Source organism: Vibrio sp. HDW18, assembly GCF_011306175.1.
Lineage (GTDB): Bacteria > Pseudomonadota > Gammaproteobacteria > Enterobacterales > Vibrionaceae > Vibrio > Vibrio chanodichtyis.
In genome coordinates, this window is the sequence record NZ_CP049913.1 from 2414160 (window position 1) to 2436916 (window position 22757).

Annotated in this window: 20 protein-coding genes; 10 read left to right on the forward strand and 10 right to left on the reverse strand. The window is 46.5% G+C overall.

The window, feature by feature from the left end:
• The first annotated feature begins 147 nt into the window (after positions 1 to 147).
• The 4 genes from nhaA (at position 148) to nspC (ending at position 7313) form a co-directional block, all read left to right on the forward strand.
• Positions 148 to 1299 (forward strand): Na+/H+ antiporter NhaA, encoded by a 1152-nt coding sequence (gene nhaA / locus G7083_RS11465; protein WP_166014895.1) that lies wholly within the window; start codon positions 148 to 150, stop codon positions 1297 to 1299.
• Between the two features lie 621 nt (positions 1300 to 1920).
• Complete coding sequence (locus G7083_RS11470; protein ID WP_166014896.1) at positions 1921 to 4806, forward strand: pyridoxal phosphate-dependent class III aminotransferase; 2886 nt, start codon at positions 1921 to 1923, stop codon at positions 4804 to 4806.
• A gap of 13 nt (positions 4807 to 4819) precedes the next feature.
• Positions 4820 to 6064: a carboxynorspermidine synthase gene (locus G7083_RS11475; RefSeq protein ID WP_166014897.1), complete on the forward strand. Its 1245-nt coding sequence runs from the start codon at positions 4820 to 4822 to the stop codon at positions 6062 to 6064.
• A 115-nt stretch (positions 6065 to 6179) separates the two neighbouring features.
• Entirely contained in the window at positions 6180 to 7313 is a 1134-nt protein-coding gene (gene nspC / locus G7083_RS11480; protein ID WP_166014898.1) for a carboxynorspermidine decarboxylase, read from the forward strand.
• 218 nt (positions 7314 to 7531) lie between these two features.
• Here nspC and G7083_RS11485 read toward each other — a convergent pair whose 3' ends face one another.
• The 3 genes from G7083_RS11485 to G7083_RS11495 all read right to left on the reverse strand — a co-directional run bounded on the left by G7083_RS11485 (position 7532) and on the right by G7083_RS11495 (position 10235).
• Entirely contained in the window at positions 7532 to 8188 is a 657-nt protein-coding gene (locus G7083_RS11485; RefSeq protein WP_166014899.1) for an OmpA family protein, read from the reverse strand.
• Between the two features lies 1 nt (position 8189).
• Entirely contained in the window at positions 8190 to 9503 is a 1314-nt protein-coding gene (locus tag G7083_RS11490) for a TolC family outer membrane protein (protein ID WP_166014900.1), read from the reverse strand.
• Between the two features lie 498 nt (positions 9504 to 10001).
• Positions 10002 to 10235: a glutaredoxin family protein gene (locus G7083_RS11495; protein WP_166014901.1), complete on the reverse strand. Its 234-nt coding sequence runs from the start codon at positions 10233 to 10235 to the stop codon at positions 10002 to 10004.
• A 174-nt stretch (positions 10236 to 10409) separates the two neighbouring features.
• On the opposite strand from G7083_RS11495, the gene G7083_RS11500 reads away from it, so the two are divergent.
• The 3 genes from G7083_RS11500 (at position 10410) to G7083_RS11510 (ending at position 12350) form a co-directional block, all read left to right on the forward strand.
• The gene (locus G7083_RS11500; RefSeq protein WP_166015052.1) at positions 10410 to 10916 is read left to right on the forward strand and encodes a M48 family metallopeptidase; all 507 of its coding nucleotides are present in this window, start codon (positions 10410 to 10412) and stop codon (positions 10914 to 10916) included.
• Positions 10917 to 10974: 58 nt separating this feature from the next.
• On the forward strand, positions 10975 to 12054 hold the full coding sequence (gene rlmF / locus G7083_RS11505) for a 23S rRNA (adenine(1618)-N(6))-methyltransferase RlmF (protein ID WP_166014902.1): 1080 nt from the start codon (positions 10975 to 10977) through the stop codon (positions 12052 to 12054).
• Positions 12055 to 12125: 71 nt separating this feature from the next.
• Entirely contained in the window at positions 12126 to 12350 is a 225-nt protein-coding gene (locus G7083_RS11510; RefSeq protein WP_166014903.1) for a hypothetical protein, read from the forward strand.
• 21 nt (positions 12351 to 12371) lie between these two features.
• Here the strand turns inward: G7083_RS11510 and pilW are convergent, their stop codons facing one another.
• The 7 genes from pilW to G7083_RS11545 form a co-directional block, all read right to left on the reverse strand.
• A complete protein-coding gene (gene pilW / locus G7083_RS11515) occupies positions 12372 to 13085 on the reverse strand; it encodes a type IV pilus biogenesis/stability protein PilW (RefSeq protein WP_166014904.1) in 714 nt (237 codons plus the stop codon).
• A 192-nt stretch (positions 13086 to 13277) separates the two neighbouring features.
• Positions 13278 to 14219, reverse strand: a complete 942-nt coding sequence (gene metA / locus G7083_RS11520) for a homoserine O-succinyltransferase (RefSeq protein WP_166014905.1) — start codon at positions 14217 to 14219, stop codon at positions 13278 to 13280.
• A gap of 202 nt (positions 14220 to 14421) precedes the next feature.
• Complete coding sequence (locus tag G7083_RS11525; RefSeq protein WP_166014906.1) at positions 14422 to 15570, reverse strand: ABC transporter permease; 1149 nt, start codon at positions 15568 to 15570, stop codon at positions 14422 to 14424.
• A complete protein-coding gene (locus tag G7083_RS11530) occupies positions 15567 to 16715 on the reverse strand; it encodes an ABC transporter permease (RefSeq protein WP_166014907.1) in 1149 nt (382 codons plus the stop codon). Before G7083_RS11530 ends, G7083_RS11525 begins: the two co-directional genes overlap by 4 nt.
• A gap of 1 nt (position 16716) precedes the next feature.
• Positions 16717 to 17691 (reverse strand): efflux RND transporter periplasmic adaptor subunit, encoded by a 975-nt coding sequence (locus G7083_RS11535; protein ID WP_166014908.1) that lies wholly within the window; start codon positions 17689 to 17691, stop codon positions 16717 to 16719.
• 11 nt (positions 17692 to 17702) lie between these two features.
• A complete protein-coding gene (locus tag G7083_RS11540; protein WP_166014909.1) occupies positions 17703 to 19100 on the reverse strand; it encodes a TolC family protein in 1398 nt (465 codons plus the stop codon).
• Between the two features lie 333 nt (positions 19101 to 19433).
• Positions 19434 to 19667, reverse strand: coding sequence for a hypothetical protein (locus G7083_RS11545; RefSeq protein WP_166014910.1), 234 nt, complete (start codon positions 19665 to 19667; stop codon positions 19434 to 19436).
• Between the two features lie 528 nt (positions 19668 to 20195).
• Here G7083_RS11545 and G7083_RS11550 point away from each other — a divergent pair.
• The 3 genes from G7083_RS11550 to G7083_RS11560 all read left to right on the forward strand — a co-directional run bounded on the left by G7083_RS11550 (position 20196) and on the right by G7083_RS11560 (position 22744).
• Entirely contained in the window at positions 20196 to 20972 is a 777-nt protein-coding gene (locus G7083_RS11550) for a transporter substrate-binding domain-containing protein (protein ID WP_166014911.1), read from the forward strand.
• A gap of 24 nt (positions 20973 to 20996) precedes the next feature.
• Positions 20997 to 21974, forward strand: coding sequence for a chemotaxis protein (locus G7083_RS11555; protein ID WP_166014912.1), 978 nt, complete (start codon positions 20997 to 20999; stop codon positions 21972 to 21974).
• Between the two features lie 89 nt (positions 21975 to 22063).
• Positions 22064 to 22744 (forward strand): DUF2726 domain-containing protein, encoded by a 681-nt coding sequence (locus G7083_RS11560; RefSeq protein ID WP_166014913.1) that lies wholly within the window; start codon positions 22064 to 22066, stop codon positions 22742 to 22744.
• Positions 22745 to 22757 lie beyond the last annotated feature (13 nt).

Here is a 22757-nt window from a genome sequence, read left to right on the forward strand (position 1 = left end):
CGGTCAAATTTCACACTAAAATCAATGTTCATTCGGAAAAACCGAATCAATGCCTCATTACAATCGATTTTTCCATCGAGCTAAGCCTAGCTAAACTCTTGGGCTTCTGTTGTTAATCAATTATTAACATAATTTAAGGACAAACTTATGCCTGACATGATTCGAGATTTCTTCAAAATGGAATCTGCGGGTGGCATTTTACTTGTGATTGCGGCTGCTATAGCCATGATGATTGCCAATTCAGCGATGGGTGATGGATACCAAGCCTTGCTACATACCTATGTGCTGGGTATGTCAATATCACATTGGATCAATGATGGTTTAATGGCCGTATTTTTCTTGTTGATTGGCTTAGAAGTAAAGCGTGAGTTGTTAGAAGGCGCGCTCAAATCCCGTGAAACGGCGATTTTCCCAGCGATTGCTGCGGTTGGCGGTATGCTTGCCCCCGCATTAATCTATGTGCTGTTCAACTTTAATGATCCAGAAGCGATTCAAGGTTGGGCGATCCCCGCGGCAACCGATATTGCCTTTGCGCTCGGTATTATGGCGCTACTCGGTAAACGGGTTCCGATTAGCTTAAAAGTATTTCTGCTTGCGCTGGCGATTATTGATGATCTCGGTGTGGTGGTAATTATTGCCCTATTCTACAGCAGTGATTTATCCATCATTGCTCTGGCTGTGGGTTTGCTGATGACCGGTCTGTTATTTATTTTCAACGCTAAGGGCGTGACCAAACTGAGTTTTTACATTATCGCGGGTTTGATTTTGTGGTTCGCAGTATTGAAATCCGGTGTGCATGCCACATTGGCTGGTGTGGTGATTGGTTTTGCTATTCCACTCAAAGGCGCTAAAGACGGTCATTCTCCGCTGAAACACCTTGAGCATGCGCTGCATCCGTATGTTGCGTTCGCGATTCTGCCGGTGTTTGCCTTTGCCAATGCGGGAATCTCACTACAAGGTGTTTCTATCGCAGGCTTGACTTCAATGTTACCGCTTGGAGTCGCGTGCGGACTATTCTTAGGTAAACCGATTGGGATCTTTAGCTTTAGCTGGGCTGCGGTCAAGCTGGGTGTAGCGAAGCTACCAGAAGGGATCAATTTTAAGCATATTTTTGCGGTATCAGTATTGTGTGGAATTGGCTTTACGATGTCGATTTTCATTTCATCGTTGGCGTTTGGTGAAGCGAATCAAGCGTATGATACTTACGCTCGCTTAGGGATCTTAATGGGGTCTACCACTGCGGCATTATTGGGCTACGCTCTATTGCGTCTCTCATTACCGCTGAAAGCTGCGCAGTAATTCTTATCACGATTTAACAACTCTAGCCTCCGCCAAGCGGGGGCTTTTTTATGGCTGATTTTTTTGAATATCCTACAATTTGTTGTCTTTGATGATAGCCAACCGGAACGGGGATAACTTGAGTCCACTTAGGCAAAATAAGTCATGTGCGGGCTTATAACTTTTTGTATCAATTAGACCCTATGACTGATGCGAATAAGTATTAAAAACGATTGCGCTTGACTTTCCTTTTATGCTAATGTTCGCGCCAATCTCAGACTGAGCTTCTGGGGGACACGCGTGGTGACCATTCAGGCTGATTGTGACATCACGTAGGGTAGGTATCGACAAGTCCTTTTGTCGATAGACGGGATACTCTTGCTGCGAAGCAGCATGTGCATGGGAAACCCAACATTGAACTCACTTAACTTATGCATACTAATCAGCTTTGTACTTCCTCTTTGTCCTGTTCAACAGGATCGCAGTATTACAGAACCTTGATCACCTGATTTAGCACAATTTCGTCATATCAACCATGACCCAAATTCCGGTTTGCTTTAGCAAACACGGGCCATTTTGCTATTCGTTTTTTCACTACCTTCTCAAGAAAAGCGAAAATAAATCATCTCAAGGGGAAACAAGATGAGTACAGCCTTTGAAGTCGATAACCACATCGCAACTTTATTTTCAACTCAAGTACCGTTATTAGACGGTCTTTACGATCTCACTCCTGATCAAGTGCTGCTGGATCAAGCTGCACACGAATCGGAAGTGCGTTCATACCCACGCCGCATTCCAATCGCGATTAAACAAGCTTACGGCTGTTTAGTTGAGGATACTCGTGGACAGATTTTCTTGGACTGTTTAGCTGGTGCGGGCACACTAGTGCTTGGCTATAACCATCCAGAAATCAATCAGGCGCTGAAATCACAGCTCGATTCGGGATTGCCGTATCAGACGCTGGATATTGCCACACAAGCGAAAACCCATTTCATCAAAACGGTAAAAGGCTTTCTACCAAAAGCGTTGGCTGATGATTGTGTGATCCAGTTCTGTGGGCCATCGGGTGCCGATGCGGTTGAAGCGGCGATTAAACTGGCCAAGCAAACCACTGGTCGTAACACCATGTTTGCTTTCCGCGGCGCATACCATGGGATGACTAACGGTACTATGGGTATGATGGGCAACCTAAATACCAAAGCACGTCGTACTGGGCTAATGTCGGATGTGCACTTTATGCCATTCCCTTACAGCTTGCGCTGCCCGTTTGGTTTAGGTGACGATGAAGGCGCAAAAGCCAGCATTCGCTACATTGAGCGTCTGCTGAACGATGATGAAGCGGGGATCATGAAACCGGCTGCGATCATTGTTGAACCAGTACAAGGTGAAGGCGGGGTGATCCCTGCGCCAGCCTTCTGGTTGCGTGAACTGCGTCGTATCTGTGATGAACACGGCATTTTACTGATTTTCGATGAAATTCAATGCGGTGTCGGCAAAACCGGTCACAACTTCGCGTTTGAAGAATCGGGTATTATTCCGGATGTCCTGTGTTTATCCAAAGCTATCGGTGGCGGTTTGCCAATGTCGATCTTAGTGATCAACAAAAAGCACGACACATGGCGACCAGGCGAGCACACCGGTACTTTCCGTGGCAACCAATTAGCCATGGTTTCAGGTGCTAAAGCGTTGGAAATTATTCAACGTGATAACCTAGTTGAGCATGCACGCGTTGCGGGTCAATATTTGCGTGCCGGTCTGGAAAAAATCCAAAGCCGAGTTAACTGCATCGCCGAAGTGCGTGGTAAAGGTTTGATGCTGGGTCTGGAAATTAAAGATCCAAGTGGTGAACTGAACCAATTTGGCGAGCCAAAATCAGCCCCACAACTGACCCTTGCTATTCAACGTGCAGCGCTTGAACGCGGTTTGATGGTTGAAAAAGGCGGGCGTGATGGCTCGGTGATCCGTTTCCTTCCTCCGGTCATTATCTCGTTTGAGCAGTTGGATTTTGCGCTACGCGTATTAGAAGAAGCGATGTTGGCCGCTGGTGGCGGTAAAAAAGATCCTGAGCCGGCTAACCAAGAGTGGAAAAAACACTTCATTCATACCGGCCACATGGGTAGTCAAGAGTTCGCACAAGTGATGAACCATACCACGGCAGCGATGAAAGCGGTGTTTGAAGAGGTGAAAGCCCCTTATTCAGGTATCGATCCGAAAGCGCTGGAAGAAGCGATTTACGCGGTGGATCTGGATAACAAAAATGCTTCCTTAAAAGCCGTAATTTCTGAAACCGCGGAGCTGGTGGCGAAAAACTCGATCATGGTGCAGCATCCTGACTGTATTGCGCATCTGCACACGCCACCTTTGATGCCATCGGTGGTCGCGGAGGCGATGATTGCCTCACTCAACCAATCCATGGACTCATGGGATCAATCTTCTGCTGCGACCTTCGTTGAGCAGAAAGTGATTGATTGGATGTGTGAAAAATATCAGCAGGGCGCACAAGCGGACGGTATTTTCACCAGTGGCGGCACGCAGAGTAACCAAATGGGTCTAATGCTGGCGCGTGATTGGATTGCCGATCGCCTCAGTGGCCACTCAATTCAGAAATTGGGTCTGCCTGACTATGCGGATAAACTGCGTATTGTGTGCTCGAAGAAATCGCATTTCACCGTGCAAAAATCCGCATCTTGGATGGGACTGGGCGAGAAAGCCATTCTGGCGGTTGATGCATTGCCAAACGGCACGATGGATGTGAGTCAGTTGGAAGCGGTTGTTACACAAGCAAAAGCGGAAGGTCTCATTCCGTTTGCGATTGTGGGAACTGCAGGTACGACCGATCACGGTGCGATCGATGATTTAGCGACGATTGCTGATGTTGCAGAAAAACACACACTGTGGATGCACGTTGACAGTGCTTATGGTGGTGCGTTAATCCTTAGCAGCCATAAAGATCGTCTAACTGGGATTGAGCGTGCGCAATCGATCAGTGTCGATTTCCATAAGCTGTTTTTCCAAACCATTAGCTGTGGCGCGTTGTTGCTTAAAGACAAGCATAACTTTAAGTACCTGCTACATCATGCAGACTACTTAAACCGTGAGCATGATACGTTGCCAAACTTGGTGGATAAGTCGATTTCAACCACCAAACGTTTTGATGCGCTAAAAGTGTTTATGACCATGCAAAACGTCGGCCCGCAACAACTGGGTGCGATGTATGATCATTTGTTGGCTCAAACGCTAGAGGTGGCGGAATTGGTGCGTCAGCATCCAAGCTTTGAACTGTTAGCCGAACCTTCACTATCGACGGTATTGTTCCGCACGGTCAATGAGAAGGCGTCCGATCTGGATGAGCTTAATAAAGTGGTGCGTCTACAGGCATTGGTGCGCGGTGTAGCCGTGCTGGGTGAAACGATTGTGGATGGCAAAACCGCTTTAAAATTCACCATATTGAACCCATGCTTGCAGATGTCGGATTTCGAATCGCTACTGGCGAAAATTGAAACGCTAACCGCTGAACTAGCGAACTAAAGGTAAAGGAATTATGTCTATTCTACAGATTGGTGCAGGCGGTGTTGGTTGGGTAGTGGCACATAAAGCTGCACAAAACAACGACGTACTGGGTGATATTACGATTGCATCTCGCTCGATTGCGAAGTGTGAAAAAATCATTGAGTCGATTAAAGGTAAAAACAACCTGAAAGACTCGACCAAGAAACTAGAAGCGCGTCAGGTTAACGTTGATGATAGCGAATCATTGGTGCAACTGATTAATCAAGTTAAGCCGGATTTAGTCATCAATGCTGGGCCACCTTGGGTCAATGTTGCGATTATGCAAGCTTGCTACCAAGCCAAAGTATCTTATTTAGACACTTCAGTTTCGGTCGACTTATGCTCCGAAGGCCAGCAAGTTCCTGAAGCGTATGACGCACAATGGGCGTTTCGTGACAAATTTAAGCAAGCAGGGATCACCGCGATTTTAAGCGCGGGGTTTGATCCCGGTGTGGTCAGTGTATTTGCTGCCTACGCGGCCAAATATTTGTTTGACGAAATCGACACCATTGATGTGTTGGACATTAATGCGGGCGATCATGGCAAGAAATTCGCCACCAACTTTGACCCTGAAACCAACTTGTTGGAAATTCAAGGAGACTCCATCTATTGGGATCAAGGCGAGTGGCAGCGTGCCGCTTGCCACACTCGTATGCTGGAGTTTGATTTTCCTAAATGTGGCAAATTCAAAGTTTACTCAATGTCGCACGACGAATTGCGCTCGTTAAAAGAGTTTATTCCGGCTAAGCGTATTGAGTTTTGGATGGGTTTTGGCGATCGCTACCTCAATTATTTCAATGTGATGCGCGATATCGGTTTGTTAAATCCAGCGCCGTTGACCTTGCAAGATGGTACGGTGGTTAAGCCGCTACAGGTGTTAAAAGCCATGTTGCCCGATCCCACTTCGTTGGCTCCGGGCTATACAGGCCTGACTTGTATTGGTACTTGGGTGCAAGGTAAAAAAGATGGTCAAGCACGTAGTGTATTTATCTACAACCATGCTGATCATCAAGTGGCCTATCAGGATGTTGAGCATCAAGCGATTGCTTACACCACAGGTGTGCCAGCCATCACCGCTGCGTTACAGTTTTTCCGTGGCGAATGGGCGGAGCCTGGGGTCTTTAACATGGAGCAGTTGAATCCGGATCCTTTCCTGGAAACCATGCCTACGCTTGGTCTCAACTGGGATGTGATGGAACTTGAACCTGGCCAACCGGATATTCAAATTTTGCAATAACCGATATCCAAACAGTTATAACTTCCAACAGCTATATCCATAATGGTTATAGCTGTTTTTCCATTTTGGCTACCGTTGAGCCGCGATGGAAATCGCGTAGCAAATAGGAACTGATATGCAAAAAAATCAATTAAAAACCCCATACTTCATGATTGATGAAGCCAAACTGATCGCTAATCTTGAAATCGCCAAGTATCTGAAGCAGATCTCTGGTGTGAAGATGGTGTTGGCGCTGAAGTGCTTTTCAACTTGGGGGGTGTTTGACATCATCAAACCTTATCTTGATGGCACCACTAGCTCAGGCCCGTTTGAAGTGAAATTGGGTTATGAAACATTTGGTGGTGAAACCCACGCTTATTCAGTGGGTTACAGTGAAGATGATGTCAAAGAAGTGGTTGATATCTGCGATAAGATGATCTTCAACTCACAATCTCAACTGGCGGCTTACCGCCATTTAGTCGAAGGTAAAGCATCACTGGGTTTACGTATCAATCCCGGGGTGAGCTATGCAAGCCAAGATTTAGCCAACCCAGCGCGTCAGTTTTCCCGCCTTGGTGTGCAAGCGGATCATATTGATGAAAATGTATTTGCCAGCATTGATGGCGTAATGTTCCACATGAATTGTGAAAACAAAGATGTGGATGCCTTTATTGGGCTACTGGATGCGATTTCACAACGTTTTGGGCACTACCTAGATAAGTTAGATTGGGTCAGCCTGGGTGGCGGCGTATTCTTTACTTGGCCGGGTTACGATGTGGATAAATTAGGCGCGGCACTCAAAGCGTTTGCACAGCGTCACGCGGTACAGCTGTATTTGGAGCCAGGCGAAGCAGTGATCACCAAGACCACTGATCTGGTAGTGACCGTGGTGGATATTGTTGAAAATGGTATGCAAACTGCGATCGTGGATTCAGCGACCGAAGCACACCGCTTAGATACCCTGATTTATAAAGAGCCAGCCTCCGTATTGGAAGCCAGTGAGCAAGGTCAATATGAATATGTGATCGGCTCTTGCTCTTGTTTAGCTGGTGATCAGTTCTGTGTGGCTAAGTTTGATCAGCCATTAACCGTTGGCCAGAAACTGCACATTCTGGATAGCGCCGGTTATACCATGGTCAAACTCAATTGGTTCAACGGACTTAAAATGCCTGCGGTTTATTGTGAGCGCCAAAATGGTACGATTGAGCCAATTAACCAGTTTGGTTATGAAGATTTCAAACGCACCTTATCTTTGTGGTCGATTAAATAGCCTTATTTAAATCGCTTCATTTAAATCGCTTAGTCGGTGATGAAAAGAGAGCGGCAAGTGAGCTATGGCTGGCTTGCTGTGATTATCGGTCAGCTCACTCGCCAATAGCCGTGATTAATCACGGCTATTTTATCGCGCTATACCTTTATCGCGCTATCCCCTTGCTACTTGAAGCTGCAGCTCCAAGTGGTTTGGGGATCGATTACTTCGGCATTCAACTATTTAGCCAGCGTGGTGAAGATAGTCCACTCAAGTAGTGGCTCCTCCTGATCACCGACCACGGTCGCAACCACGCGACGGTTACGCGCTTGGCTCACCTCATCGTCACCTTCAGCAGCTAACACGCTATTGCCGTAGCCAACGATTTTAATTCGCTTGGCGCTAACCCCATCACTGATCAACTGATCACGTACCGCTTCTGATCGCTGTTTAGATAAGGCTAAATTATGGGCTTGGCTACCCAGTTGACTGGCATAGCCTTGCAGTTCAATCGATGTGGTCGGGTAGGCTTGCAAAAAATCCGCCATTTCGCGTATCTGACTTAAAAATACCGCCTCAATGCCTGGAGAGTTATTGGCAAACAGAATATATAGTTGTTTGGTGTGTGATGTATTCACCATGCTGCCACAACCATGATTATCGATCTCAGAGCCCTCTGGAGTATCAGGACAGCGATCGCGCGCATTAATGACACCATCATCGTCATTATCTTGCAGATCGGCGACTTGATTGGCGAGCGGAATGGGCAGATAAGCAAACTCATCCTGTTGATTTTGCAGATCTGGATTGGCAAATGCAGCCGTTGTCACACTACAAGACAGCACTAGGGCAACCGTGCTGACAAATTGTGTTACGGCCGATGATGTAATTGACATATTAGTACTCCACCTTAACGGTCCATTCCTGAGGGATATCGACGCGCAAAGCATCCAGTAAGTTACCGGTTGCGTTCATTAAACGATATTTGGCGTATTGTTCCGCGTATTTGGCGTCCAGATAACCTTTGCGCGCTTCAAACAGCTCATTTTCGGTGTTGAGCAAATCGAGCAAGGTACGCTGGCTGATTTGGTACTGTTTACGATAAGCCACGACGGTTTTGGAGGTAGAGTCAACATGGTCGGCGAGAAACTCTTTCTGTTGCAAAGTGAGATCTAATGCACTCCATGCTAAACGGAAGCCTTCTTCTACCATGCGAAAGGTTTTTTCACGTAAGTCTTTAGAGCGGTTCATTTGATAAGCGGCACTTTTGCTGCGATCGCGGTCACTACCACCGTTATAGAGGTTATAGCGTAGGCGCAGCATGGCGGTTAATTCATCACTGCTGCCAGTGATGCCATCGGCATCGTTACGCCAACGTTGAGCGGCTTCCAAGGAAAGGGTTGGGTAGTAGGGGCCTCTCGATTGCTTGTATTGGAAGCGTGCCGCGTCGGTATCGGCCTGTGCTACTTTGATCACGGGATGATTGTCTTGTGCATGCTGCAAGCCTTTTTCTAAGGTTAGCGGGAGCGCATCTTCATCTGCCCGTGGATATTCGAGCCCCAGTGGTTCTTGGCCGACGATACGGCGAAATTGGGTATAAGTATCAAACAGGTTATTTTGTGCAGCGAGTAAGTTACCGTGCGCTTTGGCTAAACGAGCTTCCACTTGCGTCACATCGGCCGTTGAACCAATACCGGCATCGGCGCGTTTTTTAATATCCCGATAGATGTCTTTGTGGATCGCAAGATTTTTTTCTGAGAGCGTCAAAACTTCATAGGCTTGAGTGGCATCGAGATAAATTTTGGTCACTTCCAGTGCCATGTCAGAGGCATCCGCTAATAATTGGAATCGATCCGCTTCCGCTTCAGCTGCGGTTCTATCCATATCATTGAGGGTGGCTGCACCATCCCAAATCAGTTGAGTCAGCGTTAAGGAGGCGTCTTTACGGGTTAAATCGGTACTTTTATTGCCACTCGATTGCGCCGGATTAATGCCTTCGTAGCCAATACCCGCATCAAGATCCAGTTTGGGAAGGTAGGCACCTGATGAGGCTTTAGCATCATATAACCGACTTTTAAACTGATTAAATGATTCCTTTAACTCCGGATTGGAGGCAAGGGTGATGGCTACGGCTTGTTCTAATGTTTGCGCAGCAACCGAACTGCTTAAGGCAATCGCCAGTGCAATCACTGTTAATGTTAATCCTTTCAAAAGAACGCTCTCCCAATGTTAGCCGCTACTTTGAGCGGCTTTTCGTTCAATTCAGACTCATCATCCGGTAATAAAACGCGCCAGTCGTGATGTTGGCTGATGTCTCTGGTGAAATGTGCATAGCTGTTATGGTGTAAATAAAACAATATCAATTGGTTGTAAAAGTGTAATTCCAAAGTGCTATAAGATCCAATTTGTAAATATTGTTGCATTAAGTTTGATGGTAATTGTGATGTTTGGTGTGTTTTTGGTGAGGGTGTAGTGATTGATTACGCACTTGATGGAGAGGATGAATGAGAATATTGTGGGCCAGCGGAGGGGGCTGTCATTGAGAGTATCGCGGCGAACGACTCTCTCAGAGGGGATGATGCAGGGCTGAAGGTGATTGATCTTTGCCGTTCTCAGCATATTGCAGATCATCACCGCTAACGATATTGGCGAAACAGATAGGGTAACCGTTGTTGTTGCTCAATAGTGAGTTTAGTGACTCTGGCAAGGTTAATCTTTGCTGCGATAGATACGATCAAAGTTGGTCGCATTCCAGCCGATCATCAAGCGATCACCAATTTTCAGTACCGGAAGACTGCGTGCGCCCAGCGCATCGAGTTCTTTGCGGCCACGCTCCATTTTGGCGTTACATAAGCGATATGCAATGCCTTTTGAGGCTAAATAACGCTGAGCATCTTTGCAGTGTGGGCATTTATCTTTAATGTACAAAACCACGCGTTTCATTGAACTCTCTCATCAAGCAAAAGGGCGCAAAGTGTAGCGAGAGTTACTTACGGATGCAAATCTCAGCTGATTTGAAGATACGCTGTTCACCGCTAAAGATGATTGTTAGCCAGAAATTGAGTAAACTTGCCGACCTTTTTGATCCATCAGTCAAACTGAGCGCGTGAAATGAGTATTCATCCTGCATTAAAATACATTCAAGGCTATCCAGCACATCTGGTAGAGCAAGTTGCCCAACTGATCGAAAGTGGCAAATTGGTGGCCTGGTTCGAGCAGCGCTACCCAGAGCGGCATGTGATTAAGAGTGAAAAAGCGCTGTTTGATTTCACTATGGCGCTCAAAAATCACTATATGAAGAAAACGGCACCGCTCAGTAAAGTGGTGTATGACGGAAAAATACACCTGATCAACAATGCGCTCGGTCTACACAGTTATGTGTCGCGTCTGCATGGCAGTAAGCTTAAAGCGAAAAATGAGATCCGAATTGCCAGTGTGTTTAAACAAGCCCCTGAACCATTACTGCGTATGTTAGTTGTGCATGAATTGGCTCACTTAAAAGAAAAAGAACACAATAAAGCGTTTTATCAACTTTGTTGCCATATGGAGCCGAATTATCACCAGTTAGAACTGGATGCTCGGTTATTTATGATAGTGACCGAGCTGAAAGCTGGCAAAGTCTGAGTATTTTTGCGAGCCGAAAAATCTACTCTCTACCGATAACAGTAAGTTAAGCAGCCCTATGACTATAAAAAAATCCGCTCACCCCAAACGCTCATTGGCTCAGCCGACGGTAAAGCGAATTAAACATCCTTCGTCACCCAGCCAGCAACCAGCCAGTCCAGTGAAGTCGGGCTTACATCCACGTAATCGCCACCGTGGTCAATATGATTTCCCAGCTTTGAGCAAAATGGTACCAGAGCTCACTGCGCACATGATCAAAAATCCCCATGGTCAGTGGACTATTGATTTTGCTGATCCGCTGGCGGTAAAACGACTGAACAAAGCGTTACTCGCTTTACATTACGGTGTCACCTATTGGGATATTCCAGCCGGCTTTTTGTGCCCACCGATCCCTGGTCGAGCGGATTACATTCATCGTATTGCCGATCTATTACAGCGCGATAATCCGCAGGTACAGTCAGCCCAAGTCACCGCGTTGGATATTGGTGTGGGGGCCAATTGTATCTATCCGATTATCGGTGTGGCTGAATATGGTTGGCGCTGGGTTGGCAGCGATATTGACCCTATCTCGATTAAACAGGCCAATGTGATTGCCCGCAGTAATCCATCGCTACACGGCAACATTGAGTGTCGGCTACAAACGGATCCGCAACGTATTTTTGAGGGCGTGATCCGCGCCGGTGAGCGCTATACGCTGACTACTTGTAATCCGCCATTCCATGCGTCATTGGCGCAAGCCGAGCAAGGTACGCGGCGTAAACAGCATAATTTACAGATCAATCGCCGCAAAAAAGGCCAGCCAATCGGCAGCGCTGCTATTGCAAAAGGACATGGAACCACAAGCGCGACCTTAAACTTTGGTGGTCAAAAAGCAGAATTATGGTGTCCCGGTGGCGAAGCGGCATTTATTGGCAAGATGGCCATGGAAAGTCGTGATTTTGCCTCGCAGGTACTGTGGTTTAGCTGTTTGATCTCGAAAGGCGATAATGTACGCGATATGCAAAAACAGCTTGAAAAACTAGGCGCTCAGGCGATACAGATCATCGAGATGGCACAAGGCCAGAAAATCAGCCGCTTTATCGCGTGGAGCTTTCAAAATGCTGAGCAACGCAAGCTGTGGTGGCAAACAACGTGCTAAACTGTTGGTAACCCAAATCGGGCCCGCCATAGACTCAATCTGTTCCAAGATCCAACAGAAGGAGAGGCAAGATGAGAATCGAAGATGTTCCACTCTATGCGCCCTGCCAACCACATTGGTTATGCGTACCTTTTATGAGCGTGTTTACGCTGCTACTGTTGATTGGACTCGGTTTTTTTATTCGAATTATTTACCGCGAATATCAAAAAATTCAGCGCGCAAGCAAGGTTCGCCGCCTGCGCCGTACTCCTTATCGAGATCGTAAAGGTAGCGGTCGGCCAACCAATATTAAATAAGTAATGAATATTAAGTAAAGATTAAGAGAGTGAGGCCAGTAGCGCTTGGTATTTCTGCTTTAACGCAGGATTACCGGCGCGCTTTTCCAGTTCAATCAATAATCGAAGCGAGGCTTTTTGGTAGCCATAACGTTGATTTAAGGTCATTAAACGTAAGCGAGCAGGGGCATAATCACCCGCTTCAATTTCCATTTTAGACAGCTGTAAGATAGAGCGCAGTCGACTAGGTTCGTGGTCAATCGCCCGCTTAAAATAGTCGCGCGCTTGCTCAGTCTTGCCGGCTTTTAAGGCGCACAATCCGGCATTTTCATAACTGGCGGAGATCAGGTAGTAATAAGGTTGCTCGACGGCGCGGCGGAAGTATTCATCGGCCGCATCATATTCGGCTTGTTTACAGGAAAAAGTACCAAAATTATTGAGTACGTTGCCATTTTTAGTGTGTTGGCTCAATGCCGTACGATACATTTTTCGTGCTGCATCATTTTCTCCCACCGCTTCAAAATAGTGTGCCATCGAAAGCTGCGCACGGTAGTAACTTGGCGCATGTTGTAGCGCTTTTTCTAAATTTTCACGCGCTTTAATCATGTTACCATTGTCTAAATAACCGAGACCGAGGGCGATGCGCGCTTCGGCCATTTCGGTAGGATCGCTTTGTAGAGTACGCTGTGCGGTTTCGGTGACCGTCACACAGCCACTGAGTGCGAATAGCACGCCAAATAGTAACCCTTTGTTCATACACCCCTCCTTTGGACGCCACAATAATAGGCAATTCACTTGCAAGGCCGAGCAATGTGAATGAAGTCTGCGAGTCAGTTGGCAAATAAACGCGATGCCTAGCAGGTAAGCACGGGTGAGTAGGGCGCATATTTGTTTTCAGGCGAAGATGCGCTTGGCACCTCAAAAGGCCGCATAGTGCGGCCAGCATGATTATTCGTCTTTAGTGAAGTTGGCTTCACTAAACTGCTCAAGATCGTATGGCGTTTGTTGATAAACGCAATAGTTGAGCCAATTGGCAAACAATAAATGGCCGTGGCTACGCCAACTGGCACAAGGTTTATTATCTGGGTTGTCATTGGGGTAATAGTTGATTGGCAAAGCAGGGTTGAGCCCTGCGCCTAAATCGCGCACATATTCATGATGTAGTGTCAATGCATCATATTCCGGATGTCCGGTTACAAACACATTGCGCTTATCTTTGGTGGCGGCCAGATAGACGCCAGCCACGTCAGAGGAGGCAAGAATGTCAAGGTCAGTATGCTCAGCCAAATAGTCAGCGGCAAAGTCGGCATAGCGTGAGTGAGGGGCTAAAAAAACATCATCAAATCCGCGTAGTAGTGAATGAAATGGCTGATGAGTGGTGTGGTAGTAGACGCCAGATAATTTCTCTTCACGAGTGCGTTTTGGCAAATTATACAGCAGCTTTAACCCCGCTTGCGCTGCCCAGCAGATGTACAACGTCGAGGTGACATGGGCTTTTGCCCAACTCATGATGTGCTGCAGATGATCCCAATAAGCGACATCCTCAAATGGCACTAAGCCAAGTGGTGCTCCCGTAATGATCAAACCATCGAAATTGCGTGTTTTAACCAACTCAAATTGGCGATAAAAAGTATTGAGATGTTGCTCTGGAGTATTTTTACTCGGCCGATCATCAATGCGTAGTAGCTCGATATCAATCTGCAATGGCGAGTTAGACAATAGGCGTAAAAACTGAGTTTCCGTCTCAATTTTTTTCGGCATCAAGTTTAACAGTAACACTTTGAGTGGACGGATCTCTTGCGTGGCAGCCCGCGATTCGGACATCACGAAAATGTTTTCGGCACGTAATACATCACTGGCTGGTAATTGATCGGGGATTCTAATCGGCACTGCTTTCTCCCTAAGCGTAGCTTTAGACGTCTAAACATCTAGACTTATAACTCAGTCGAAAATGATTGTCGATAGGAAATTAATCCAGTCAGTCAAATCAGTGGAACGGAATAGAAAGTTTTAACGCGGTGAGACACTACCGTAACGACGGTTGGATAAGCCGACCGTCGTTAGGAACCCGTATTGTCGTTAGCAACCGGTATTAATGTGCAACGGGAGTGTTAGCCTGACGATCACGCTGCAGTAGGTAATAAGCGATAGCGCCCCATAATACCGCTTGTAGCCATAATAGAGTCCATTGTGGTGCTAGGGTTGACCAATTCGCCGCCATTTGGTTTAAGCTGAGAAAGCCTTGGATCGCCGGAGTGCTGGGAAAGCCGTTAGCTAACCACAATAGCGGTGAGGGGATCATTTCTACTGGCCAAATAAACCCTGCGGTAAAGATCAGCGGCATTGAGCTGATTAATACCACCAAGGTGACGAGCTCACGCCTTGGTGTGAGCGCGCCTAATGCGATCCCAACAAAACTGCAGGCGAGCAAAAAGGGCAACAATAAACTCAAAAGATCACGGATCGCAGCGAAGCGATGGATCCCATGTTGCTCAAAACTGGCTCCGAAGTAGTACAGACTGAGTAAATAGTAGATGGCGACCAATACTAAGCTACGCACCAACAGTAATTTTGCCGTCGAGACTCGGCTCCAGTAGCCGTGACCTTGTTTTTGACTCCCGACCATCAAACCGGCGGCCATCACCAAGGTTTGCTGTAGGATCAAGACAAAAACGGCTGGTACCACGTAATCAACATAACCTAGCCGCGGGTTAAAGGTTGGTTTTAGGTTAGTGCTGGTGGGCGAAAAATGTTGGCTGGCAAATGCCATTGGCTCACCTTCAACCAGCAAACGGCTGACTTTCGTCTGCGCGGCTAAGGTGCCACCTGCCTGCGCTAAGCCTTCGACAATCGTGCCATACACCAAAAAGTAGGAAGCATCTCCAGCATAAGCAAGAGTGGGGCTTTTGCCGAGTAAGAGATCGCGATAAAAGTGCTCAGGGATGACCAGAATACCGGCCACTTGTTTGGCTAAAAAAGCTTGTTTAGCTTGCGTGATGGTGTGATCGCGGCGAACAATCTTGACCTGTGGCGTGGCATCAACCATACGTTCAAACTGGTAACTGGTTTGGCTTTTATCAAGATTGACCACCGAGATACTCTGCTCGCGTGGGACTTGTTGTACGTAAGGCAGCGGATAGAGAAAAGAATAAAACACCACACCACCGAATACAGTGATCACCACCACCGGGTTGGTTAATAGCGCTTTCAGCTCCGCTTTTAACAGCTCAAATAGCGTCATAATGCGGCTCCAGTTGCACGGGCTAAATGTTTACGGATCAACAGTAGGGTTATCCCGAGAGGAAAAAGGTATCCCCACATGTTGCTCAGCGGCTGTAGCGAAGTGAGCGCATCAAGCCCATAACTGACTTGATTGACCTGTACTTCAATATAATGACTGATGGGCAACAAACTGCGCCACAGGTGAGCGAGCGAGTTCATATCACTAGCGGGAAAAGTAATCCCCATAAACGCGAAACTGGGGGCGGTGAATGCTCCAGCAAAGCTCATCGCGCGAGCCGGATCTAAGGTTAGGAAGTAAAAAAATCCCGCCATGATCACACAGGCCATGACGGTGAACGCTTGGGCAATCAATAATATGGAGAAATGGCCAAACATTGGCCAGTCCAGCACATCATAAAACCAGATCAAAAATCCCAACCCCTGCAACAGGAAAATGGGCAAATAGGGTAATAGGGTGCGACTTAACTGACGTAACGGCGCATCCGCTAACCACTTTTGCAAACCGTAATGGCGATAGTTGGCCGCCAGAATCAAAATGGTGCTGACCACGATCGAGATCTGCCACAATGCGGGCACAATCGCGCTGACTAAAAATTGTGCATAGTGATTGTTTTGGTTAAACAGCGGCGTGATTTGGGTGCGTATTGGCACTGCGCGCCCCATTGCGGCGAGAGTGGTTTGGCTTTGACCAGTGAGATTTTTCATCACCTCCACCTGCGCATTAAAAGTGCTTTGTGCTTGTACTACTGCGCTATTGACCAGCTTGCCGACCAAGATCATTTGGCTATTGTAAAAGGTGGTCACGGCGGGCTGCTGCTGACGATAAATCGACTTGTCGAATTGTGCTGGGATCACCATATAACCATAGATTTGGCTACTGCGTAGCGCATGACTGGCCTCAGCGATGCTTGGATAATGGTCAAATACCTGCAGTGTTGCAGTGGCATCCACTTCTCGGATTAATTGGCGCGACAGTTGACTGTGTGATAAATCCACCACCCCAAAGGGTAAATCACGGGCGATGCCTTGTGAAAAAATCCACCAAATCAAGGCTGCCAATAGCAGCGGCACCCAAGTTAAGCAGGAGAGTAGCCATTTATCGTGACGCAGTAACGTCCACTGCGCGGGGATCATCGCTTTCATGCTACAGCTTAACCACCAAGCTCATACCCATGCGTAGATCTTTACTCGGGGTCAGCGGGCGTGCTTCAACTTCAAAAGTGCGCAGATCAAAGCCTTGGCTGGCATCGGTCGAGCGCCAAGTTGCGAAATCACCCATCACTGCCACATGTGTCACTTTAAAAGGGAGGCTGATGTCTAATGCAGGTAAATAAGCTTCAAACTGAGTCTCTTTCGTGAAGTGTTTAAGCCGATCTTCACGCACATTAAACACCGCCCAAGAGTCCTGAGTATCGATGACGGTAACCACAGGAAACCCTTGAGGAGCCAGCTCACCGCTGTGCATCAACACTTGCGCTACCTCACCGCTAAACCAACTATGGATGGTGGTATCGGCTGCATAAGCTTGCACCTCAGCGACCGCTCCAGCAGCCATGCGCGCTTTTTCTAACGCCGCTTGCTTGGTTTCTTCACGCGCCCCTTCTTGGGCCAGTTGATAGAGCTGTAACGCAGCACTGGCGGTATATTTGGCTGCTTGTGATTGGGTCTGTGCTTCATCCCGTTTTTGCTCAGCTACTACGCCATCTTGGTAAAGACGATTGATCCGTAAATAGGTTTTTTCGGCTAAATCCGCGGCTGCTTTAGCGGTTAACCATTGATCGTGCGCGGCTTGAATTTGCTGCCCGCGTGACCCTTTCTCCGCTTCTTGCGCCAGTGCGCCAGCGGCTTTTTGCCCAGCGATCGCTTGTTCTAATTTGGCATCAATTTCTGGGCTCAGCAGAGTAAAAACCAGTTGCCCTTTTTCGATTTGATCGCCTTTACGTACCATCACTTGATCAATTCGTCCTGGTACTTTGGAGGAGATGCTGTACTGCTGAGATTCAATCTGACCTTGTAATATCAGCGGTTGTGGTTGATAGGCCTGATAAAAGCGATAGCCAACCCAACCGACAACAACGACAGCACTAAGGGTGATTAAGGTGGTTTTGACCGTTTTCATGGTGGTTCCTTTTACTTAGCAGTGACGTGTTGTGGCAGTGATGTAATAGGAACTGCCGATTGATGATAGGTTGAAAAACTGCCCATCTCGCTCGAGAGCGCTAACAGTTTGTTGAGTGAAATAAGGTAGTTAAAACTGGCCCATGATTGCTGAGTGCGTATGCTGGCTAGATAAAGCTCAGCATCCACCACTTCTAGCGAAGTGGATAAACCTTGCTTGAATGCCGCTTGGCGTAAACGTAGATTTTCTTGTGCCAAATTAAGACTAGAATTTAGACCAGCGACTTCTTCAAGCGCTTGTTCTGCTTCCAGATAGGTTTTCTCCACCAACACGCTAAGATCTTGTCTCGCCTGTGCTTTTAAATAGCGTACTTGATTGAGCGCACTATTGGCGGCTTTAACTTGCTGACTACGGCCAGTATTTTCAATCAGCGGAATGCTGACTCCAACACCAACCAGCCAATCGGGTTTCAGCTGACTGGCGAGCGAATCGCTCTCATGCAGACTGTAATCACCATACAGGTAGACTTCAGGATAGTATTTGCCTTGTTCGGCCTTAATCAGACTACTGGCTTGCTGCTCTTTGGCATCAAGCAAATGTAAACCTGGGTAGGTCTTGAGAGTCTGATCAATAAACGCGTGCAGCGGTGGTAGGTGGGGGTTAATAAACAGTTGCTCATTCGGCTCAACAGTTTGGTCGGCCCCTAAAATTTGGGTGAGGGCGCTTTGTGCAATGGCTAATGTTTTCTGGGATTTTTTGCGCTCAACGCTGGCTTTATCCAGTGATGCCTCGGCTTGTAGGCGTTCTACACGGGCAATTTGTCCTTGCTGCTCAAGCTTTAATGCGTTGTCACGATGTTGGGCCAGCCCTTGTTCTACCGCTTTATGGGTGGCTAACACTTCTTTAGCAAGTACCACACTGAAGTAATATTTGGCTAAATCTTCATATCGGGCTTGTACTTCCATTGCCAATTGACTTTGTGCTTCATGCTCTCGGCCTACTGCGGCATCTTGCGCTGCGCTGATTCGGCCACCGGTAAAAATCGGCCAAATGGCCCGAATTGAGGAAGTAAAAATATCGCGCTCAGTGATGGTTGATTTAATTGAGCCTAAGCTAGCCAGCGAGGCTGGTAATGCATGCCCAGTACTCTCAAACAACTGTTGGCCGGAAAGCGTGACATTTTGATCAAGGCGTACCAAATTAGCTCCCAGCGTGAGCGACGGTAAGTTGAGATTGTCGGTCGCCTGTTTTAGATGGGTGTAACGTTCAACATTGGCTCTTTGCGCGGCGAGTGAATGATTTTGTTGCTGCAGTACTCCCCAAGCTTCTTGAAATGAAAGCGATGCCGCCTGGGCGGTTGGTATACACAGCAAGGAGTAGACCATTAGAGAAAGAAATTTTACTTTCATGGTGAGCTCAATCGAATAAATTTAGAGCCAATACTCTATTTTTTGATCGCCGAAGTCAAACAAAGAGTTGATCTGATCAAGTTAACCACGACCTTAGAAAACGGGATTAACTATCGTCTAGGTTCTCACTGTAGTTGCTACTTAAAGAGCCTCTACAGTTCCGTGCAATAGCCTTTATACCCTTCCTACTTGAAGCTGCAGCGGTGTTGGCTACGTTCTTTCACCCCAATCACAGAGTTTGTCTATGCTCATGGGGACTCACTCACTTGCCGCCTACCTGCAACTCCAAGTTGTTTGGGTATATATTTATTGGTGGATTGGTGAGAGATAACGTTAACAATACGGGTAGTTAGGGCAATGGTAGTCAGCACGCCACACTAATTTGCGGCTGCCCTGCATCGTGGTGAGTAGGTCTTTGCCCAGCATCTGAGGGAAAGCAAATAACACGCGCATTTCATCGTGAGCTCTCGATTCCATTTCATAAGCTCTTACCCGAGTGAATGTCGAAAGTAAATGATCACTTAACATGTCTTTGGATAGACAAATTCCCAAAGTATCTCTTTTCATCTTGCGACTCCTTGTCACATGTTGTTGGTAAATTGGCTACCAAAGGGGCATTCGGGATTGGGTATGATGGTATCCAAGTAACACTTTACGAATTGTGGATTAATTATACTCACTAAACGGTGCCAATGTGGTCGCTGAGCGGAGATTTGTTGTGATAGGTGCCATAAAACGGTTTTTTTTATGATTTATTGTGTATTTTGTTGTTTATTATCAGTTGGTTGCTGCAAGTCTTGTAAGATGAAAAAATCAAGTACGGTCAATCGCATGATGTACTGATGCGCAAAATCATCACTTAAAAAGCGGTTGCTCTCACTCATACGTTTGGTTATCTAGCGCATATTCTTCATGCTAAATAATTGGATGCCGATCCGAGTTATGGTACGGTGAGCGTCAAAATCCACAGACCTAATTTGGGTGTTGTGTAATGAAACCCAAACTCATCAATCGTGATCTCTGCATCTATTAGACGTATTGCATAATGCAATCTAAAGTTTAAGTCGATTATAGCTAGCGAATGAGGATCGACAGATGCTGTGGAATATTGGTTTAGCCGCTGTGTTCGGTGTGGTTTGGGGGATCAATTTTGGTGTTAACGCGCAAGTCCAAGGCTTAGAGTCATTAACCTATTACACCGAAAATTATCCACCGATGAATTTTGCCCAAGGTGATAAACCTGCGGGGATTGCGGTTGAATTGCTGCAACAAGCGGCAGTCGCCATGCATACACAGATCAGCGCTGAGCAAATTTTAGTGCAACCTTGGGCACGATCTTATCGAACATCGTTGTTAAAATCCGACGGTGTACTTTTTTCGACCACTCGCACAGCTCATCGTGAACATTTATTCAACTGGGTCGGCCCGATTGCCGATATTAAAGTAGCGGTGTTGGCACGCAAATCGAGTCAAATTAAAGTCAACGATCCGATGGAACTAGGTCAATACCGAATTGGTGTTTTGCGTGATGATATTGGTGAGCAACAACTGCTTCAGTTGGGAGTGCCAAGAGAGTCGATGGTGGAAGGGACTTCCGTCAGCGCGTTGGCCGAGCAATTACTGAAAAAGCGCATTGATTTGCTTGCCTATGATGAGCGAACCGCATTTTGGTGGATGAGTCAAAAGCACTATCCGTTGGAAGAGTTTGAAACGGTGTACATTTTAATGCAAGGTTCACTGTATTACGCATTTAACAAAAATATCGAGCAGTCAGTATTGGATGATTTACAAAAAGGCATTGAACTGATCAAAAACAGTGTTGATGAAAATGGCATAAATCGATATCAAGCCATACTGGACAAGTATCAATAACCATCCTGAGAAGATGTGAGCATTATGAGTAACCCAAGTAGTACAATTTTAACCGAAAGCGGTACCAACGAATTAGAAATCATTGAATTTCATTTAGAAAAAATCTTACCGGATGGGCGAACCAAAACCTGTTACTACGGGATTAACGTCGCTAAAGTACGCGAAGTGATCCGAGTGCCAGACACCACCGATTATCCTAATGCTCAACCGCATATGGTCGGGGTGTTTTCTTCCCGTGAAATTCTGACTCCGTTGGTGGATTTGGCAGGATGGCTCGGTGTACCGACGTCGAATGATATTAGCAATAAATATGTTATCGTCACCGATTTCAACCGGATGACTAATGGTTTCCTCATTGACAGTATTAGCCGTATTCATCGTATTTCTTGGAATGATGTCGAATCACCAAGTCAGTTTCTTGAAGCGGGCGAGCAGGATTGTGTGGTCGCGGTCGTGCGCCAAGACCACAAACTGATCATGATCCTTGATTTCGAAAAAATCATTGCCGACATCAACCCAGAATTAAGCATGGAAAAATATAATGTCACGCTGGATAAAAAAGTCGATTTAAATCAGCGAATGATCACAAAACGTAATGCCAAAACCGTGATGGTGGTGGATGACTCGGCTTTTATCCGTAGTCTGATCCAAGATACCTTGAGTTCTGCGGGTTATAACGTCATTGCGTGTAAAGATGGTGGTGAAGCATTTGAAAAAATGATGGAACTTAAACAAGTGGCAAAAGCGGAAAATATTGCGATTAGCGAGTTGATCGATGCACTGGTCACTGATGTTGAAATGCCACGCATGGATGGCATGCACTTAGTGAAATTGCTGCGCGATGATGAGGCTTATATTTCAATGCCGATTGTGATGTTCTCATCGCTGATGAGTGATGATAACCGTGCTAAAGCGTTATCTCTTGGCGCGAATGACACCATCACTAAGCCGGAAATTGGCCGCATGGTCACAATGATGGATAAATACATTTTTAGCGTATGAGCCAATAAAGGCGGAGCTTAATCCGCCTTCTTGTTTCAATCGTTTACCCCATACATTCATCTCTATATTGACTGTGGTCTAAATAACCTATGCTCGAAATTTTCCTTATTGTCATACTGTTAGTGGTGTTTTTTTTGGTTATCCAGAAATATGTGATTCGGCCAGATACCCACCAAGAGTATGCCTATAAAAAGAAAGGGCCATTGCTCAATATGCAAGAGGGGGCTTTTTACAATGCGCTGGTCAGTGCTGTTGGTGAACATGGCGTGGTGCTGGCAAAAGTCAATATGGCGAATGTCATCACCCCGCATAATATTGCCAGCAAGAAGCATTGGTTCATTGCTTATCATAAAATCTCAAAAAATTATTTTGATTTTTTAGTGTGTGATGCTCGAACGTTAGAGCCAAGAGTCGCGATTGAACTGAATGATGGTAAGCAGTTACAAAAGGGCAAAGTTGAACGGGAAAAATTGCTACTGCACGTTTGTAAATCCGCCAATATTCCGCTTATTGGCACCAATATTCGGATGAGCTATCAAGTGAGCAAATTACGCCGTCTATTAGCCGCCCATATCGACCTGATTCAAGCTGATCAAGAAGTCCGATTTTGCAAGCGTTGTGGCAGCCCGATGGTGATTAAAGTGGCCACGCAAGGTGAATACCGCGGTCGACGGTTTTTTACTTGCAGTCGCCAGCCTCATTGCCCCTATACAGAAAATTACAATGTGGTTTACGAATTTGAGCAAGAAAACGCCGTGGATAACCGCTAATTCAGGGCGGATA

Coding starts and splice junctions, on each gene's coding strand:
- nhaA (WP_166014895.1), top strand. CDS start 148: ATGCCTGACATGATTCGAGATTTCTTCAAAATGGAATCTGCGGGTGGC.
- G7083_RS11470 (WP_166014896.1), top strand. CDS start 1,921: ATGAGTACAGCCTTTGAAGTCGATAACCACATCGCAACTTTATTTTCA.
- G7083_RS11475 (WP_166014897.1), top strand. CDS start 4,820: ATGTCTATTCTACAGATTGGTGCAGGCGGTGTTGGTTGGGTAGTGGCA.
- nspC (WP_166014898.1), top strand. CDS start 6,180: ATGCAAAAAAATCAATTAAAAACCCCATACTTCATGATTGATGAAGCC.
- G7083_RS11485 (WP_166014899.1), bottom strand. CDS start 8,188: ATGTCAATTACATCATCGGCCGTAACACAATTTGTCAGCACGGTTGCC.
- G7083_RS11495 (WP_166014901.1), bottom strand. CDS start 10,235: ATGAAACGCGTGGTTTTGTACATTAAAGATAAATGCCCACACTGCAAA.
- rlmF (WP_166014902.1), top strand. CDS start 10,975: ATGACTATAAAAAAATCCGCTCACCCCAAACGCTCATTGGCTCAGCCG.
- G7083_RS11510 (WP_166014903.1), top strand. CDS start 12,126: ATGAGAATCGAAGATGTTCCACTCTATGCGCCCTGCCAACCACATTGG.
- pilW (WP_166014904.1), bottom strand. CDS start 13,085: ATGAACAAAGGGTTACTATTTGGCGTGCTATTCGCACTCAGTGGCTGT.
- G7083_RS11525 (WP_166014906.1), bottom strand. CDS start 15,570: ATGACGCTATTTGAGCTGTTAAAAGCGGAGCTGAAAGCGCTATTAACC.
- G7083_RS11530 (WP_166014907.1), bottom strand. CDS start 16,715: ATGAAAGCGATGATCCCCGCGCAGTGGACGTTACTGCGTCACGATAAA.
- G7083_RS11535 (WP_166014908.1), bottom strand. CDS start 17,691: ATGAAAACGGTCAAAACCACCTTAATCACCCTTAGTGCTGTCGTTGTT.
- G7083_RS11540 (WP_166014909.1), bottom strand. CDS start 19,100: ATGAAAGTAAAATTTCTTTCTCTAATGGTCTACTCCTTGCTGTGTATA.
- G7083_RS11545 (WP_166014910.1), bottom strand. CDS start 19,667: ATGAAAAGAGATACTTTGGGAATTTGTCTATCCAAAGACATGTTAAGT.
- G7083_RS11550 (WP_166014911.1), top strand. CDS start 20,196: ATGCTGTGGAATATTGGTTTAGCCGCTGTGTTCGGTGTGGTTTGGGGG.
- G7083_RS11555 (WP_166014912.1), top strand. CDS start 20,997: ATGAGTAACCCAAGTAGTACAATTTTAACCGAAAGCGGTACCAACGAA.
- G7083_RS11560 (WP_166014913.1), top strand. CDS start 22,064: ATGCTCGAAATTTTCCTTATTGTCATACTGTTAGTGGTGTTTTTTTTG.